This window comes from Mucilaginibacter sp. GW821-FHT07H05, assembly GCF_059418485.1.
The window spans coordinates 312,067-326,529 of sequence record NZ_JBWKPY010000005.1; the positions used below are offsets into that span (position 1 = coordinate 312,067).

The following is a 14,463-nucleotide window of genomic DNA, read 5'->3' on the forward strand; positions in this document are numbered from 1 at the left end:
CTGCCTATGGGATTGCCACGTCGCTATCGCTCCTCGCAATGACAAACTTTTTACTCTTCCTCCCCCTCTGCCAATTCCAGCATTTTGCCGGGCTGCTCAAAATTGCTGCGTACAAAGTGGCACCAGTCGCATTCTTTTTTGCCGCAGCCGGTGGCAAAATCGTGGGCCATTATTTTTTTGTACGTTTCTGTGATCTGCCCGGTAACGTCGGCTACATCCTGCGGGGTGATCACAATTTTTTCCTTATGATACTCGCCTTCGGCAATGGGTTCCACAAAATCAAAAATGGTGCCTGCAACCTCCCAATCCTTAGTCCGGTCGTGGTCTATCAGCAGCTTATAAAATACCGCCTGCCGCCAGTAATCTCCACCATAAGGGGCCTCGTTTGTGGGGCGCAAAAGTTTGTCTTTAGCATTCCTCAGCTTACCGGTTTTGTAATCAACTACGGTAACTTCCTTGCCATTAAATTCAACCTTATCCAGGTTGCCTTTTACCGGCACACCTGCTATTTCCAGGTTTTTAATAGAAAATTCAACCAGGGTTACTTTGTTCCAGTACGGCACATTCAGCTCGTAATAGGGCGGCAGTATTTTTTCGCCGTATTCTATGCGGCGTTTAAATTCTTCTTTGGTAAAAGCATCGCGGTTGCGGTAAATGTACGACCGGAAATCCTGCATAAACTCATCCGTCGGCGGGAACGGATCGTCCTTATCCTTCACCTTACGGAAAGCCCGTTTCAAGGCCTCGTGCACGGCCGAGCCAAAGGTAGCAGCCGGACTTTTACCCGACGGCACCCTGATCAAACATTGGAAGTAGAACTTCAGCGGGCAGTCCAGGTAATTATTCAGATGGGTTACCGACAGGGTATAGTTTTGCAGCAATTGGTTAATGTAATTGGTATCCAGTAACTGCACTTTTGGCTTGTCTTCCTCCGTAAACTGGGTGAGGTAAAAATCTACCATATCATCCGGTGTTACTTTTGGATACTGTACCTTTAAATGGGTGGTGGCCAGTATCTCACCAATAAATTGCGATGCTTCCTGGTCCTTCTCCTTTTTATCCATAGCCGAGTACGAGATCATCAGGCACTGCCTGGCACGGGTAAGCGCCACATAGAATAAACGCCGGGCTTCCTCCTTTTCGGCCAGTTCGTTTGATGGGGCCTGCATCAGGGTATCGGGGTAAGTGAAGCCCATGTTACGGCCTTTGCTGTCCCAGATCTTTTTGTTACAGCCAATCATAAACACATGCTCAAACTCCAAACCCTTGGAGCCGTGCGCGGTTAGGAAGTTGATGCCATTGTCTGAATAAATGAGCTGGTGCAGATCGAGCCGGATGTTGTTCTTTTTCATCAGGTCGATAATACCGATAAACTCCGCTAACGTGATCTCCGGGTTTTTGCGGCTTTCGCCTTTCAAAAAATCGAAGAAGTTGGTGAGCATCTGCATAAACTTGCCTTTATCCGGCTGTTTCATGATGTATTTCAGGATGCCCATTTTATTGATCACCTGCTGAAATAATTCCTGCAGCGTTACACTTACCGAGTCTTTCAGCAAATCGTCTATATACCTCATCAGGTATTTAATTTCCTGGTTAGGGGCTACATCAAACAAGCCAATTTGCGATGGCATGCGCATTTCGCTGATATATCGCCGTAAAGATGTTTTAGGCTGGCCTTTGTTATTGTTGCTGTAGTTTTCTGTCGATACCGCTATGCTGGCCTTAGCTACATCAATAGGGGGTATGTCGAAGAAATCGTAATGCAGGATCTCAAATAGCATCTCATCGCCGCTGTAAGGCATATCCATCTCGGCAGCCAGGTAGCGTAATATATTGGTGATCTTCTCGCCGAAAGGTTCCGTCAGGATATCAATACGGCGGCGGGTGTTCACCGCTATTTTTTTACTGTCGAGATAATGCAGCAGGTCCTCAGCCTGGTTATGGTTACGGTAAATGACGGCAATTTCGCCCGGTGGTGTACCTGTAGCAACCAGTTTTTCTATTTGCTGCGCGATGTGTACCAGTTCCTGATCGGGGTTGGCATATTCGCGGATCACCGGCTCAACCACTTCCTCATTGAAACGGGGATGTGCCGCACGCAGGTTCTTATCTAAATTCAGTTGACTGGTTAAGCGCTCGTTATTATTATCGATCAGCGAGCGGGAGATATCCAGGATATGCTGATTAGACCGGTAGTTATGTTTCAGCACAATGGTTTTCAGCGTAGCCACGTAATCGCCCGCAAAATCCAGGATATTCTTCATGTTGGCCCCCTGGAAACGGAAAATCGACTGGTCATCATCGCCTACTACAAACACGTTAGGGGTTTCCCAATAGCTGATAATGAACTTTAGCAGCTCGTTTTGCGCGCCGCTGGTATCCTGAAACTCATCAACCAAAACATACTGGTAACGCTCCTGGTAACGGCGTAAAATATCCTCGTTCTCGCGGAAAGCCTTCAGCACCCAAATGATCATGTCGTCATAATCATAGCGGCTTTGGCCATTCATTTTGGTTTGGTAGTTTTTATATTCGCCTACAGCCGCCAGCAATTTGCCCATGCTTTCGTGCGCGGCGTCAATCTCCTTTTGTTTGGGGTCGCCGGCCTTAATGCCCCTGCTGGCATTAGGCCGTTTATAAAAGAAGCCTTCGCGCAGGTGGATATCTGATAGATACTCCTGAACCGCAGCTGCAATCATAGCCTCGTCCCAGTTTTCCTTTTTCATAGTAGAAAAAAGACTTTTCAGCCGGGGGATATCATAGTAAACCTCGCCGGTAAAGCGTTTCAGGATATGATCTTTGGGGAATTCATCCACCAACTCGCGAAACAGCATGGCCGATTCCAGGTCGGAGAGGGGCTCCAGGCTCAGCTTGCCAAAGTACTCCAGGTTTTCCTGGATCACCTCGTTACAAAACGCATGGAAGGTATGGATGTGGATGCGGTAAGCATCGGGCCCGATAAACTCGAACAAACGTTTGCGCATGGCCACCGCGCCGGCATCGGTATAGGTGAGGCACAGGATCTCATTGGGCTGGGCATCAGTATCTATCAATATCTTACCGATACGGGCCGCCAGGATCTGCGTTTTACCTGTACCGGGGCCGGCAACCACCAGCACTGGCCCGTCCATTTTATTAACGGCGGCCAATTGCTCGGCGTTTAACCCGGCTAACACTTCTTCAAATTTCTGTTGATATTTTTGGTGGGCAGACTGCATAGCTTGTTAGGTAAAAATATAGAAAATATAACAGACATTGGTGACGGGAGTGTCAAATGCTGGTTACAAAAATAGGTATAGGTTATTACCGGAAGTTATATTGCTATTAAAATATTTTTATAGGGATTATAAAAACTAATTATTTAGTTATATATTCGTTTTTGTATGAGAGTGTTTAGTTTAATTGCCTTGTTAGTGCTTTCAGCCGGGTTTTGTTGGTGGTATCAATCGGTGCCGCGGCCTATACCCGGCGTGGTGGACTTAAACACCGGCGTAAAATGGCATGACAGCTTATACAAACACCTCCCTGCAAATTTAGATACAACCATTATTGTAAGAGATGCCAATAGCACTCCGCTTAAATTCAGGCAGTACATTAAGGATGTGTTTAATCACGAAGGATATATTTTCCAGGATCGGGGAGTTTGGCGACTGCAGCGTAAAACGGAAGGCGCACGCGATACTTTAAAAAGGGGCGAGCACATCGTATCCCGGATCAACAGGTGGGGAGCATTCAGGCCGGATACCATTAAAAGCTGGCAGGTAAAACTGGATGCTATTGCCCATACATTAGCCCAGGCTGATAGGATCCTGGTGTTGAAAAGCAAACGCCAACTGATCTTGCAGCGTAAAGGGCTAAACACGCTAACCTTTAATATTGACCTGGGTTGGGGACCCACAGGCAGAAAAGAATTTGATGGCGATGGTAAAACACCGGAAGGCGTTTACCATGTTGACTGCAAGTACGAACGTGGTGATGTTTATTATAAAAGCTTCCTGATCTCGTATCCAAACGAAGACGAAAAAAATTATGCTCTTCAGAAAGGGCGCAAACCGGGCATGAGTATCCTGATCCATGGGACCAAGCCGGATAAAATAAACGCCAAAGATTGGACAGCCGGTTGTATAGCCATGCAAAATAAGGATATGGATGCCTTATTTGAACACGTTGCGGAAGGAACGGTGATTGAGATAAGGAAGTAGGTTAATGTAATTAGATAGTGGCAGTATGACTGCAAAGCTTATTTTTTGATTTTTTTTAAAGTCACTACATCGCTGATATCTTGATGTCTTCCACTTGATAACTTGTTCTTTATTAAATCATCAAGGCCAATGTAGTTAACCATCAAGCCGTCAATGTCGATTATGGCTTTATTTTGATAGGCCTCATTAAAACTTACACCATCAATTTCATTCAAAATATCAATGCGTAACGGAGGGTATCCTATCTGAGTAATCAGACCAATTTGTAAAAAATCATCTTTTAGCAACCCCAAAGAGGACATGCCAAAATCGTGTATCACCATTTGCATTTTCCCCGCATTGATGTCTGATATAGCAATCCAAATATCTAAATCACCGGTATGTCGTGGCTTGCCATGGAAGGCCAAGGCATACCCACCAACAATCATATAATCGACCTGGTAATCGTTTAGTAATCGGACAAAGTCTTCAAAATCCTTTTCAAGGTTCATGGATGCATTTGTTTTTGTACCACAAAGGTTTTATCCATTCGCTGTCCGGGTTTTAAACTTTGTCTAATGAGCATAGTTACAGCAGCAATACGTTCGATAGGAGATTTAGAAAGCCAGTAATTGATATCTTCCTGCTCCTCATCAATCTCCTTGAGCATTGCTTTTCTAACAACTGGTACAATCTTCATAGTTGAATATTTACTTAAATATAAGCAATTTGTTTTTAAAATCCAATCCCTACAACCCACTCGCCACAATCCCTGCCCCGTTAGGGAAATAGGTGTTCACACTTACTGATAACCTTCCCACAGCCTTCATTTGTTTGCTGATGATCTTCGCGGCGGCTTTTTGTATGGGGGCTTCCTTTTGGTAACAGGTCAGCAGGGAGCCGCTTTTCTCGATACCTGGTAAGCCGGCAATGGTATACGGGTTGGCAAATACGCTGACAACGGTATTTGGATAGGCAGCCAGGTCGGCTATCATGAGTTTCAGATTACTGCTGTAATCCAGCTTACTGCCCGGGCGGTTGCGTGTATCGTGTATGCCGATGATGATCTGGTCGTAACCTTTTAAATCCTGCAAAATCGAGTTCATATCAGGCACCTGTGCCTCTTTGCTCACAAAGTAGAGTTTGCTGTTGATAAATGTTTTAGCCAGCTCCTGTTGGTAAACGGTTGCGGCGCTTGTGCCAATGCTGATGATCGCCGTTTTTTTGACCGGGTCGAGGTTTTGGATGGTGGTATCGCCTTTTAGCAGGGTAATGGCTTTGTCGGCCAGCTGTTGTTGCAGATCCGTGGCTTCGGGGCGGTTAAGGTCGGCTATAATGCCATCAACGGTTACAGGTTGATAATGATTTAAACCTACCCAATATTTGGCAGCCAATACTTTTTTTACTTTGGCATCCAGTTCCTTCTCATCTGCCTTGTCTTTCCGTATCGCTTTTTTGATCATCTTCATGGCCCGATGCGTATCTTCCGACAGTTCCAAAATGTCATTACCTGCTATAAAGGCACGTACATCAGCCTCCCCGTTAGGGAAAAATTTCACAACACCTTTCATCTCCATAGCGTCGGAAACGATCAACCCTTTAAAGCCCAGCACATCTTTCAATACGCCGGTAACAATTGGCCTTGATAGGGTAGAAGGGAGGTTTTTAGTAGTATCCAGTGCGGGGATATTCATGTGTGCCACCATAATGCCGCTGATACCGGCACGGATCGCTTCTTTGAAAGGGTACTCTTCTAACGAATCTAAGCGCGCGGTATTAAAATTAAGCTGCGGCAGGGCCAAATGCGAATCCACATCGGTATCACCGTGACCGGGAAAATGTTTAGCCGTAGTGAGCAGACGGCCGTTTTGCATGCCCTGCATATAGGCAATGCCCTTTTGTGCCACATTGTATTTATTATCGCCGAAGGAGCGATAGTTAATTACTGGGTTGTTGGGATTGTTGTTTACATCCATATCGGGCGCAAAGTTCATTTGCATGCCCATGCGCCTAAAATCATATGCTACATACTGGCCCATTTTATAAATGAGCGTATTATCCTGGATAGCGCCTAAAGCCATTTGATAAGGGTAGGATATGGTAGAATCAAGCCGCATGCCCAGTCCCCATTCGCCATCCATGGCAATGATCATCGGGATTTTAACCAGGGCCTGGTATTGGTTAGTGAGCACCGCCTGGCGCACGGGGCCGCCCTGAAAAAATACCAGTCCGCCCGGTTGTTCTTTTTTAATGACCTTGGCTACCGAATCTGAATAGCGCTTGCCCAGGTTGGTATGCGCGCGTACAAACAGGAGTTGCTGGATCTTCTTTTTTCGGCTCAGTTTTTTAAATATCGAATCGACCCAGTGGTTTTGCTGATCGAGGCTGGATATATAATCGGTGCTTTGTGCCGAAGCGCCGAACGTTATAAAAGTTGACAGGAGCAGTAAGCAGCTAATTTGCAGTTTATTCATATTGACAAAAGTAAAAAAAAACCTCACCCGGCCTTCAACAACTGTACCCCTGCGGAAAAGTTTTATGAAGACTTGGTTTCGACGTTAAACAAATCTGTAGATGATTTGTCATTACGAGAGAAATTTTAGCTTAGAATAAACCTTTAGGCAAAACGTTATTCTATAGCTGTATTAATTTAATACTTATTTAATTGCCATGAAAAAATTGACATTTTTAGCTATAGCCCTGCTGATTGCGGGGACAGTAAGCGCACAACGACGTTATCCGCCAGCAAGGCGATACCCCAACCAGGGACAAAATCAAAATCGCCAGCGCGACGATTTTTATAAGGTTAAGTTTGGCATAGTAGGCGGGGTAAATATCTCTAACCTGGTCAATGTAAACAACTCCAATTACAGTACTGATACCAAAGCCGGATTAAATATTGGTGGTAGCGTAGATATCCCCATTATTAAACCGTTAACGTTTGAAGGCGAAGTGCTTTACTCGCAAAAAGGGTATCGTGCCAACACTATTGATGGCGATTTTACCCAGCGCAGCAATTTTATTGATGTGCCTTTACTGGCCAAACTGCAACTGGCACAGGGATTTAATTTTGTGATCGGTCCGCAGATCTCCTTTTTAACCTCTACCACAAATATCTACCGTTCGGGTTTTGTGACCACGCGCGAGGAGGTTTATGACCGCGATATAGATGGTTATAACAAAAGCGTAATTGGCGGTGTATTGGGTGTAGGAATTGATTTAAGCCCGAACGTTGAACTGCGCGGCCGTTATACGCTCGATCTGCAAAATAACGACAATAACGGAACCTACGCGCCGCAATACCGTAACCAGGTATGGCAAATAGGGTTAGGCTTTAAATTCTTTTAAGCTGTGATTTTGGCAGTGGTTTAACCACAAAGATCACAAAGAAAAATAAACGTAAAGACCACAAAGGCTTGTATTGATCAGGCTTTTGTGGTCTTTTATATTTGTAGGGTAGCAGGTATTAAAGCATAACAAATTGGCTTTTATTTAACCATATCATTTTTAACGTCGTCTCTTTCAAACTGGTACCACGAAACCCTCTGCATGCTGACAAATTTATCGTCAGGCATCGTCATCCCTAAAAAGATCCCCGGATTGGTGGTATATGCCCCAATTGAAAGTTCGGAGGCACGCATAATTTCAATTGAAGAAAATAATTTGATCAGATCTTCTTTCTTTTTAGCAGTGTTTTGTTTTACAAAATCAGCATGAACGTAACCTTGTTCTTTTTTGTTAACAAGGGTGAAAAAATGAAAGTTTGGGTAGTCTTTTTGCAAATCCTCAATTACAGCATAGTCGTCGGTCAGCACAAAAATATCTTTCAGATCCGAACGGTTAGCCACTTCGTCCATATATCTGCTTACCGGCATAAAGTTAAATTCGGTATCCTTATCGCCTCTTCTAATGTTAACAGATATATATTTAGATGGTAAGTTAACGGCGGCTATCAGCTTTTGAATTTCCGCTTTTGTATCGGTATTAAATCTGTAGATCATTTTAACTATCCCGCGCGAAACTTCTCTAAGGTTACCTTTGAGCCCAAGTTCCGGAAAATCAAAGTTTTCTTTTTCAAAATCTTTGTTGAAGTGCAAATTGAACAGATCGTATGTTAAATAAGTGTCTTTATTAAAAAGTTTAAAAAGATACCATTGAGGGTAGTGCTTTATTTTTATTTTTGGTGCTGCCATCCTTTTATTAAACTTTTTGTGAAAAGAGGAATTTACAGTATCGCAAAAGGGTTCGAAGAAATCTTCCCAGCCATGTTGAGTTTTGAATTTGGAGTTGCCTGAATATAATATAAACTGGTATTTGTATTTTAAACAATAGATCATTCCAAAAACCATATTGTTAAATTCGGAATAAAAACCACCCTCCGAACCGAAATTAAAAATGTATTTTTTGGAGAAAGAACGGTTTAGTTTATTGTAAGCCTCTAACATATCCATTACGCTAAATATTAAAAGATCAACAAATTGAAAGGCCTGTATATGGCTGATAGATGATCGATCTAATTGACCTGGTGTTTGCAATTATATCCAAATAAAACATAATCTAATAATTTTTAGAATACCAATTGGTGTACTTGCTTATCCAAAAACATCCGTGTTCGTTGCAGATAGATTTTTACCGTACTTTTGCCACTTATAATATGCGGAATTTAATAAACGATACGCCTGCAAAACGGAATTATATTTTTATAGATAACATTAGGTGTATTGCCATGATGAGCATTGTGGCCGACCATAGTTTTAATGTGGGCGATTATATTTTTAAGGCTTATACCGCAAGCTTTTGGGTATACGGCATTAATATACAACTGGCCAAATTTGGTACAGTATCGTTTTTTTTGCTGGCCGGTTTTTTATTGGGAGATAAGTTTGCCGAGTATACGCCGGGGCAATACCTGGGGCGCCGCTTTAAAAACACTTTCAGGCCCTGGATCATTTGGTCGCTGATATTTTTACTGGCTATTATGGCTAAATCAGCGGTAATGGCATTTCATATTTATCATGATCCATTTAACTTCTGGACCACATTACTAAGCGCATTGAAAATAGTATACCTGTATTCAAACTACTGGTTCATTATTAATTTTTTAATATGTATAGGCATTTTGCTAATGTTTAAGCGAAGGCTGTATTCGTGGAAATTAGGTGCTGCATTATTAACCTGTACCTTGTTTTATTGCGTAAATGTTTACTTTGAATGGATAGAGCCTATACATACTACTGCGCTGTTTGGCTTTGTGTTTTTTTTATGGCTGGGGGCACAACTGCATAAAAACTGGGAGGTTGTTGAGCGTAAAATACGCGCTACCCCATACCTGGTTTTTATAGGGTTTTTTATACTGTCGCTGGCATTATCAATAGCCGAAGCGCGTTTGCTTTTAGAACGGAATAGTATAGAGCCTTATAACACGCTGCGTTTTACAAATTTATTATATTCGTTAGCAGTGTTTGCTTTGCTGGTTAAAATACGCGACTTTAACCTCATCGCTTATTTTAAGCCGCGCGAAACTACTTTTGGTATTTATCTTATCCACTATATCATTATATATAATATCTTGCCCGAAATTTTGATCCACATGAACTTGGTTAATGCCGAAAATATGTCTGTCGCGGGTATATTTATGTACCAATACGGCCGCTTTATTATTGCCTATGTGGTTGCCTTGTTTATAGTGAAAGGTATAAACCTTACAAGGTTTAAATGGATAATAGGCAATACTGCTAAAAGCTAATTTAAAAATTACCGTATGGGTTTAAGGCGTTATTTTAGGGAATATAAAAAGAATAAAAATGGAATTGTACAGGTACAGGTAGGCAACTACAAATTATTTGCCGATGCCCAACATCCCATTGAAAGTTACCTGGCCCAGCATAAATATTACGCTCACAACCTAACGCGTATCGCTAAACACCTCGAAAGTAAATATCAACAGTATGCTATTATTGATGTTGGCGCCAATATTGGCGATACTATCGCATTGTTCAGAAGCGCGGGCGTTAATCAATTGATATACTTAATAGAAGGTGAACCACTATACTTTAGCCTGCTGAAAAAAAACCTGGAACAATTTGATAATGCCAAAATCTTTGAAACCTTTTTAGGAGAGGATGATTTAGTACAGGAAGGTGCAATTGAATCAGACCGCGGGACAGCGAAAGTTACCGCTAACGTTAACAAACAAATAAGCATAAAAAAGTTAGATAGCCTGGCTGCCGAAAATAATTTTGAACCTGTAAAACTATTAAAAGTTGATACAGACGGGTTCGACTTTAAGGTTTTACGGGGTAGCTTTGATTATATAAAGAAACATAAGCCGGTATTATTCTTTGAATATGTTGCCATTTATTTAAAAGAACAGGGGGAGCACGGTACCCAAACACTTTACAGTTTACAGCAACTGGGTTACAATAAAGCCATTTATTATGATAACTATGGCAAAATGCTGATTAGTATCACACTAGACAATCACCTTCAGGTTGAGCAGTTGTTTATTTACATGAGTGATAAAACCGGCGCTTTTCAATACTATGATGTTTGTGTTTTCCATACAGACGATGACGCTCTTGCAGACGACGTAATAACCAAAGAAATGGCATTTTATAAATAATATATATATATCAGAATATGGGATTAAACTTCATTAAACGGATATCGCAAATAAAGAATATGCTTAACGCGATGATGGTTAAACACGAAGCGGGCCACGGCTTGCAGGTAGCCCAGTTTCTTGAAAGTAATTTGTATCAAAATCCTAAATATGCCAATTCAAAACGTTTGAATAAGCACGAATGCCAGGTGTTTTCGCAATATGGCGAGGATGGTATTATACAAGAAATATACAGCCGTATAGGTACTACCAATAAGTACTTTATTGAATTTGGCGTACAGGATGGACTGGAAAGCAATACCCTCAATTTACTATATAAAGGCTGGAATGGCTTGTGGATAGAAGGCAGCAAGCAGTATACCGAAAAAATAAAAACCACATTTAGTGATATGATAGCGCAGGACCGGCTGACTGTAAAAAACCAATATATAACAGCCGAAAATATTGAATCGATATTTAAAGCCGCTGATGCACCTGCCGAACCCGATCTGCTCTCAATCGATATCGATTACAATGATTATTATATTTGGCAGGCCATTAACAACTATAAGCCACGGGTGATAGTTATTGAATATAACTCAACCTTTAGGCCCGATACGCATTTTATAGTAAAATATAACAGCACGAGTTCTGGTGACGGGAGCAGTTATTTCGGCGCGTCGCTGCTTGCTTTAGAAGGATTAGCTAAAGAAAAAGGTTACTCCCTGGTAGGCTGTTCGTTTGCGGGTATCAATGCCTTTTTTGTACGTAATGATCTGTTAGGCGATCTGTTTGAAGCTCCCTTTACTGCCGAAAACCATTACGAGCCGGCCCGTTATTATTTGTACCATAAAGCAGGGCATCCCAAAAACCACATTCCCGGTTAATTACTTCGTTGCCGCCAGTTCGCGGTAAAGGTCTAGCGTTTGCTGTACCTGTTTTTGTATGGGGAACAATTTTAAGCGTTCGCTGCCTTTTTGAATGTAGTTACTGCACAAGTTGCTGTTAGTAAGCATGCTTGCAATACTATTGTAGATGCTTGCACTATCGTAGGGATTAAAATAGGCTATCGCATCGCCACCAATTTCGGGGAAACAGCTTGTGTTGCTGGCAGTAATAGGGCAGCCTGCTTTAAAAGCTTCCAGTATGGGGTAGCCAAACCCTTCGTAAAGCGATGGGAAAACAAACACCATGGCCTGCCGATACAAATAATTCAGCTGCGCATCGCTCACATTAAACTGGTGGGTACGTTGGCCTATTTTAAGACGGTCTATCACCAGGGCATCGGCAATTTGCAGTGGGCCGCCACCGGCTAATACCAGGTGCAGATCCTTATACTGGTGCAGTATATCTGCGGCAGCCTCGGCAAAACGGAAAAAGTTTTTATAGTTACCGCGCTCACCCACAAATAGGATAAAATTTTCGGGCAGGTTGGGTACCTCTTCAGTAATCAGTGGGGCATCAACGTCAAGCCCGTGATAGATCATGCGGATCTTTTCTGCTGATATACCCAACGTATGGATCAGGTCTTTTTTGGTAGACTCGGATATAGCAATAATGGCAGTTGCACGTTCTGCAGTTTGTTTTTTTTGATGGGGTGTAGGGTCGGTATTTGTAAAATATTCGGGCAGTACCTCATAAATCATATCGTGCATGGTAAGCACAAATGGTTTATTAACCCGCTTTAAAAAATAGGGATGGAAATAAGTAGGGTGGAAAACATCATAATCGCCGTTACCTATCTGCCATTTGCTGTACCACTTGTTCCATCTATAACGGCGCTTGTTATTATTTGCCATTAACCATTGGCCCGCTGCGTTATTTAAGGGCAGGCGCTCGTTACGGATATAATAGTTGTTACTATACAAGGCCGAAAGTTGATACTCAAAATCAGCCTGTTGTTTAATACCCTGCATTACCGCTGCAAAATACCGGGTTATGCCCCCATATTTTTGCTCGCTGAATTTTTGATGATCATATAAAATCCTAACCATTGGTAACCATGCGTATTAGTGTTTTAAACCAGCCCAAAGTACGGTTTAAGTACCTATAGTAAGCTTTTTTACCTAAATATTTCTTAAACAACCTGTCACGGTCACGCTCAAAAACGGGATCGGCAGCAGTGCTGGAAAAACCCCCTTCGGGGAAACCCGCAACCCAATGATCACGATAAACGAACTTAAAATCCTGATCATGCCACAGGCGCAAGTTTAAATGATAATCGGCATAAACCTTATACTTAGTGTCATACCGGTATTTGTTAAATACAGCCCTCGGGTAAAATATAGATTGATGCACCAGGTTTAATTTGGTCAGATAATAATCGTCATAAACCTTACGGTAGGGTGTACCGTAGTAAACCGTATTGCCGTAATAAATGGTACGTGCATCCTTCAAATCGGCCACCATGTTATGGAAACCATCCATCAGGTTATCATCCATCCCTAAAAAAAACATCCATTTACCCTGGCTGTAGGTTATGGCTTTATTCATGGCGTCGTAAATGCCGTCATCGGGTTCACTGCGCCAGTAATCTATCCTATCGTTGTATTCTTGTAATAATCCAAGTGTGCCGTCGGTGCTGTTGCCATCAATCATCACCAACTCAACATCATCATTATTTAAGTAAGGCAAAACGTTAGCCATGTACTGCTTAAACAAAGGTGCTGCATTATATACCACCGTAATGATGCTCACCTTCGGTTGCCCGGCTTGCCCGTTTATGCGTGTGCCGCCTTCAAACATGTTTTAGTGAAATAGTTGTTTTAATTTATATCCCCAGGCAAATTTAAGGCTGAAGTTGAATTTGCTGGCCGCCGATTTTTTCTGAATAAATAACAAAATATCCCGGTTGCTATAAATAAACCAGGCCAGCCCGAACGAAAAATAACTTTGCATGCGCCGCTGCATCAGGGTTAGCAGTTTTTGTTTAAAGGCATCGTCTTTATTATGCGCATAACTTGCAAAGGCATCCATTTGAGCTAATTGCTCCTCTATCTTCGCCAGCGATTCCTTTTTCTTTATCTCGCCGCGGTCCTGTCGCAGTATATTAGTATTGGCCTGCGTATGCTGGCGGTATTTCACCAGCGATTGATCAATATAAGTAATGCCTCCATTGTTGCAGGCCATATAAGCCAGCCAATGATCGTGAAAAATGATGTTGTTAAAGCCGGTGAAATATTGTAGCAGCCCGCGCTTGAATAATAATGCGTGGCCCGAAATGCAATTCTCTAATAAAAAAACATTGGCATTGTTGCCTGCATAAAAATTACGGTATTGGGATAGCTTTTTGTTTAGAGAATTCCCCTGCTCATCTACAAATTCCGAATCGTGATAAACGAGCATATAATCGCCGATGCCTTTCAGCAGTAATTCTATTTTTTTCAGCGCCCAAATGTCATCCTGGTCGGCCAGTGCAATATAAGATCCGGTGGTTAGGGAAATCGCTTTCTCAAAGTTTTTTATATAACCCAGGTTTTGAGGGTTAACATGGATTTTTATAAAATTATGCCTTTCGGTATATTCATGTAAAATTTGCAGCGTATCATCGGTTGATCCATCATCAACCACAATAATTTCCAGGTTAGGGTGGCTTTGGTTAACCAGCGTATCCAGTTGTTCGCGTAAATATTTACTGCCATTATAGGTGCATAAAGCAATGGAAACTAATGGCGCATCCAT

At 42.3% G+C, this 14,463-nt stretch carries 13 protein-coding genes; 5 read left to right on the forward strand and 8 right to left on the reverse strand.

Annotation, left to right across the window (positions count from 1 at the left end; translation table 11 throughout):
- Nucleotides 1–50: 50 nt before the first annotated feature.
- Nucleotides 51–3,218 (reverse strand): ATP-dependent helicase, encoded by a 3,168-nt coding sequence (locus AC07M6_RS15380; protein ID WP_494890877.1) that lies wholly within the window; start codon nt 3,216–3,218, stop codon nt 51–53.
- 165 nt (nt 3,219–3,383) lie between these two features.
- On the opposite strand from AC07M6_RS15380, the gene AC07M6_RS15385 reads away from it, so the two are divergent.
- Nucleotides 3,384–4,202 carry a L,D-transpeptidase family protein gene (locus AC07M6_RS15385; protein WP_494890879.1) on the forward strand — a complete coding sequence of 273 codons (819 nt, stop codon included), beginning with the start codon at nt 3,384–3,386 and terminating at the stop codon, nt 4,200–4,202.
- Between the two features lie 38 nt (nt 4,203–4,240).
- Here the strand turns inward: AC07M6_RS15385 and AC07M6_RS15390 are convergent, their stop codons facing one another.
- The 3 genes from AC07M6_RS15390 to AC07M6_RS15400 are packed head-to-tail and all read right to left on the reverse strand — an operon-like array spanning nt 4,241 to nt 6,655.
- On the reverse strand, nt 4,241–4,693 hold the full coding sequence (locus AC07M6_RS15390; RefSeq protein WP_494890881.1) for a nucleotidyltransferase: 453 nt from the start codon (nt 4,691–4,693) through the stop codon (nt 4,241–4,243).
- Entirely contained in the window at nt 4,690–4,881 is a 192-nt protein-coding gene (locus AC07M6_RS15395) for a hypothetical protein (RefSeq protein WP_494890883.1), read from the reverse strand. The genes AC07M6_RS15390 and AC07M6_RS15395 overlap by 4 nt, the downstream gene beginning before the upstream one ends.
- 49 nt (nt 4,882–4,930) lie before the next feature.
- Nucleotides 4,931–6,655, reverse strand: a complete 1,725-nt coding sequence (locus tag AC07M6_RS15400) for a glycoside hydrolase family 3 protein (RefSeq protein ID WP_494890885.1) — start codon at nt 6,653–6,655, stop codon at nt 4,931–4,933.
- A gap of 196 nt (nt 6,656–6,851) precedes the next feature.
- On the opposite strand from AC07M6_RS15400, the gene AC07M6_RS15405 reads away from it, so the two are divergent.
- Nucleotides 6,852–7,529, forward strand: coding sequence for a porin family protein (locus tag AC07M6_RS15405; RefSeq protein ID WP_494890887.1), 678 nt, complete (start codon nt 6,852–6,854; stop codon nt 7,527–7,529).
- A gap of 140 nt (nt 7,530–7,669) precedes the next feature.
- On the opposite strand, the gene AC07M6_RS15410 is transcribed toward AC07M6_RS15405, so the two are convergent.
- Entirely contained in the window at nt 7,670–8,632 is a 963-nt protein-coding gene (locus AC07M6_RS15410) for an O-fucosyltransferase family protein (RefSeq protein ID WP_494890889.1), read from the reverse strand.
- A gap of 203 nt (nt 8,633–8,835) precedes the next feature.
- Between AC07M6_RS15410 and AC07M6_RS15415 the strand changes: the two genes are divergently transcribed.
- Genes AC07M6_RS15415 through AC07M6_RS15425 form a run of 3 tightly spaced genes read left to right on the forward strand, consistent with a single transcriptional unit; the run spans nt 8,836 to nt 11,669 of the window.
- Entirely contained in the window at nt 8,836–9,927 is a 1,092-nt protein-coding gene (locus AC07M6_RS15415) for an acyltransferase family protein (protein ID WP_494890891.1), read from the forward strand.
- Between the two features lie 15 nt (nt 9,928–9,942).
- Nucleotides 9,943–10,803, forward strand: a complete 861-nt coding sequence (locus AC07M6_RS15420) for an FkbM family methyltransferase (protein WP_494890893.1) — start codon at nt 9,943–9,945, stop codon at nt 10,801–10,803.
- Nucleotides 10,804–10,820: 17 nt separating this feature from the next.
- The gene (locus AC07M6_RS15425) at nt 10,821–11,669 is read left to right on the forward strand and encodes a hypothetical protein (protein WP_494890895.1); all 849 of its coding nucleotides are present in this window, start codon (nt 10,821–10,823) and stop codon (nt 11,667–11,669) included.
- On the opposite strand, the gene AC07M6_RS15430 is transcribed toward AC07M6_RS15425, so the two are convergent.
- From AC07M6_RS15430 to AC07M6_RS15440, 3 genes are read right to left on the reverse strand one after another with little or no spacing between them, the layout of a single operon-like run.
- Nucleotides 11,670–12,776, reverse strand: a complete 1,107-nt coding sequence (locus AC07M6_RS15430; protein WP_494890897.1) for a glycosyltransferase family 4 protein — start codon at nt 12,774–12,776, stop codon at nt 11,670–11,672.
- Nucleotides 12,769–13,527, reverse strand: coding sequence for a glycosyltransferase (locus AC07M6_RS15435; RefSeq protein ID WP_494890899.1), 759 nt, complete (start codon nt 13,525–13,527; stop codon nt 12,769–12,771). Before AC07M6_RS15435 ends, AC07M6_RS15430 begins: the two co-directional genes overlap by 8 nt.
- Nucleotides 13,528–13,530: 3 nt before the next feature.
- On the reverse strand, nt 13,531–14,463 hold the full coding sequence (locus AC07M6_RS15440) for a glycosyltransferase family 2 protein (RefSeq protein WP_494890902.1): 933 nt from the start codon (nt 14,461–14,463) through the stop codon (nt 13,531–13,533).

Coding starts and splice junctions, on each gene's coding strand:
- AC07M6_RS15380 (WP_494890877.1), bottom strand. CDS start 3,218: ATGCAGTCTGCCCACCAAAAATATCAACAGAAATTTGAAGAAGTGTTA.
- AC07M6_RS15440 (WP_494890902.1), bottom strand. CDS start 14,463: ATGGATGCGCCATTAGTTTCCATTGCTTTATGCACCTATAATGGCAGT.
- AC07M6_RS15400 (WP_494890885.1), bottom strand. CDS start 6,655: ATGAATAAACTGCAAATTAGCTGCTTACTGCTCCTGTCAACTTTTATA.
- AC07M6_RS15425 (WP_494890895.1), top strand. CDS start 10,821: ATGGGATTAAACTTCATTAAACGGATATCGCAAATAAAGAATATGCTT.
- AC07M6_RS15385 (WP_494890879.1), top strand. CDS start 3,384: ATGAGAGTGTTTAGTTTAATTGCCTTGTTAGTGCTTTCAGCCGGGTTT.
- AC07M6_RS15435 (WP_494890899.1), bottom strand. CDS start 13,527: ATGTTTGAAGGCGGCACACGCATAAACGGGCAAGCCGGGCAACCGAAG.
- AC07M6_RS15415 (WP_494890891.1), top strand. CDS start 8,836: ATGCGGAATTTAATAAACGATACGCCTGCAAAACGGAATTATATTTTT.
- AC07M6_RS15390 (WP_494890881.1), bottom strand. CDS start 4,693: ATGAACCTTGAAAAGGATTTTGAAGACTTTGTCCGATTACTAAACGAT.
- AC07M6_RS15410 (WP_494890889.1), bottom strand. CDS start 8,632: ATGGATATGTTAGAGGCTTACAATAAACTAAACCGTTCTTTCTCCAAA.
- AC07M6_RS15405 (WP_494890887.1), top strand. CDS start 6,852: ATGAAAAAATTGACATTTTTAGCTATAGCCCTGCTGATTGCGGGGACA.
- AC07M6_RS15430 (WP_494890897.1), bottom strand. CDS start 12,776: ATGGTTAGGATTTTATATGATCATCAAAAATTCAGCGAGCAAAAATAT.
- AC07M6_RS15395 (WP_494890883.1), bottom strand. CDS start 4,881: ATGAAGATTGTACCAGTTGTTAGAAAAGCAATGCTCAAGGAGATTGAT.
- AC07M6_RS15420 (WP_494890893.1), top strand. CDS start 9,943: ATGGGTTTAAGGCGTTATTTTAGGGAATATAAAAAGAATAAAAATGGA.